Source organism: Candidatus Magnetaquicoccus inordinatus (genome assembly GCF_004217665.1).
In the GTDB taxonomy this organism is placed as follows: Bacteria; Pseudomonadota; Magnetococcia; order Magnetococcales; family Magnetaquicoccaceae; genus Magnetaquicoccus; species Magnetaquicoccus inordinatus.
In genome coordinates, this window is sequence record NZ_RXIU01000359.1 from 1 (window position 1) to 2,106 (window position 2,106).

A 2,106-nucleotide genomic window follows, 5' to 3' on the forward strand; every position below is an offset into this window, starting at 1 on the left:
ATTCACCAAGGAAACGAAAGCGTCAGATGGCAACTCTGGGGATGTTAGGTTAACGCTTATGGGGCAAAGCCCTGCTGGTAGTGTGCGGCGTTTCACAAAAGCGAATGCGCAAGCATTCGCGCACGCCGCACAGATTTGTGCCCCGAAGGGGCACTCTTTGGGAGGGCGGATGCCCGACATGCACAGTTTCGCTTGTGGCAACAGTGAGGAAATTGGCAAATGCGATTGCCCTATCCTCTTTAATAGCAGGCATGGTAACTGCGAAAAAAATCGGCTATCCTTCACTAATGCATTTTGCATACCTCGCAAACGTCTGCTCCAGGGAGGATGCCCGTGTTGATCGTTCGCCAAAACCATCGCCGGTTTATTTTGTGGATGGCTCTGTTGTGCGCCGTGTTATGTTCTGTTGCTTCGCTACATGCCTCTGAGCCCAATAAAACCAATAGCGATGCACCGCCTCGCCGCTTCACATTATTGGTAGAACCAGCACATGCCAAAGTGGACATTCTCAATCTGAAAACCCCTTATCAACCAGAAATGCTCCTCAAACCTGGACGCTACCACATCGCTGTCTCCGCTCCCAATCATGTCACCGAACGAGGCTTCATAGATGTTACCGATCAGGATTGGGTAGGCAAGGTAGTCCTGCTGCCCATGAGCGGCTCTGCCAAGGGGGAGGAGCAAGAGGAGAGCGTGGCCGCCCGTATCGAAGAAGAGTGGCAAAAGATCAAGCGGGAAAAAGATCAGCTTGCCAAAAGCAAGCAAAACCTGGATCGCGACAAAGAAAAACTGGAACTGGCCTGGAAAGAGCTGGAAAACGGTAAAGCGGCACTGGAAACACAACGCAAAGAGCTGGAAGAAAAACGCAGAGAGTGGGAAAATGCGCAAAAGCGCCTCGCCTCCGCACCCTCTGCTGATGGCAAAATCAGTGCGGACAAACCTCTGAACAGTGAAAGCAAAAATCCTGCGGAAAAAACAGTCACCGAAAAAACTCTGACTGAAAAAACCATCGCCGAGCAACGTGAGTTACCAGTTCCCACACCTGCTCCTCAGGCCATACCACGCAGTAAACTCAACAAAGAGGTGTCACCCATTGCTGAACCTCCGCCCGTGCCAGTCCTGCAACCGTTAGCGGCTGCTGTCGAAACCACACCGGCACGTGAAAGCGCAGAGTCAGCCAGCCCAGCAGAAACTCCTGCTGCCGCCTCCACTTCATTAGCCGCATCGCCCTCTCCCCAAGAACCTGCAGGAGAGGAGAGTGTGACAACACATGCCCAACCCTCCGCACAGAGCTCTCAGCCAACTCTCCTTTCAGCGACTCCAGCACCGGAAAAGCCCCCTGTAGAGGCTGCAGTCAGTAGCAGCAAAACAACTGAAGATCCTTCTCTGGCCACGGTATTGAACGAGGCCAAACGCTATCTGCGTCTGCCTCGTGCACCACGCAGCGAACCGCCACCAGAAAGCGATGGCATCTTACAAAAACTGCAACTTGCCCAAAAAGAGCATCCCGGCAACCAAGAGATTGCCCAGGCACTGCAACTGCATGGCAAACGCTATATCGCCTACATAGGCCTTTTTGAAATCAAGGAAAAGGCGGATGCCATGGTTAAAAACATTGAATCACTTGGTGTCCCCGCCTTCTTGCAAGTGATGACGGTAAAAAACAAGCCAGGGATGCGCGTCTGTATCGGTCCCTTTTTGCAACAGGCCGATGCTGAAAAAAGTCTGCGCTTTTTGCTGGACAAGGTGGAAATGAAAGATCCGATTATGCGTATCTATAAACAATAGTTGCAAATCGAGTCGCATTATGATGAAAAACGGCATGGGAGATTTGCCTCTCTGACAACAGCAGAGACAATCTTTCGCTGCCGATCTATTCAGCTTCTCTGACAGCAGCAGAGACAATCTCTCGCCGCCGATCTATTCAGCTTCTTGCAGGCTCTCCAGCTCTACCCCTATGGGGATGCTGTGCACATTGGCGCAAGAATGCCCGCCAATCCGCACAGCCTGCTTCCATTAGGCGCTTAAGCGGAACTTTCGGACAGAAAACAAATAATTCACATTTATAAACAATAGGTTGGCGCGTTTTAGTCCTGATTTTGTACC

At 51.4% G+C, this 2,106-nt stretch carries 1 protein-coding gene; it reads left to right on the forward strand.

Going from position 1 to position 2,106, the window contains the following annotated elements; genetic code table 11:
• The first annotated feature begins 333 nt into the window (after positions 1-333).
• Positions 334-1,788, forward strand: a complete 1,455-nt coding sequence (locus tag EJP87_RS15610; RefSeq protein WP_130472778.1) for an SPOR domain-containing protein — start codon at positions 334-336, stop codon at positions 1,786-1,788.
• The last annotated feature ends 318 nt before the right edge of the window (positions 1,789-2,106 follow it).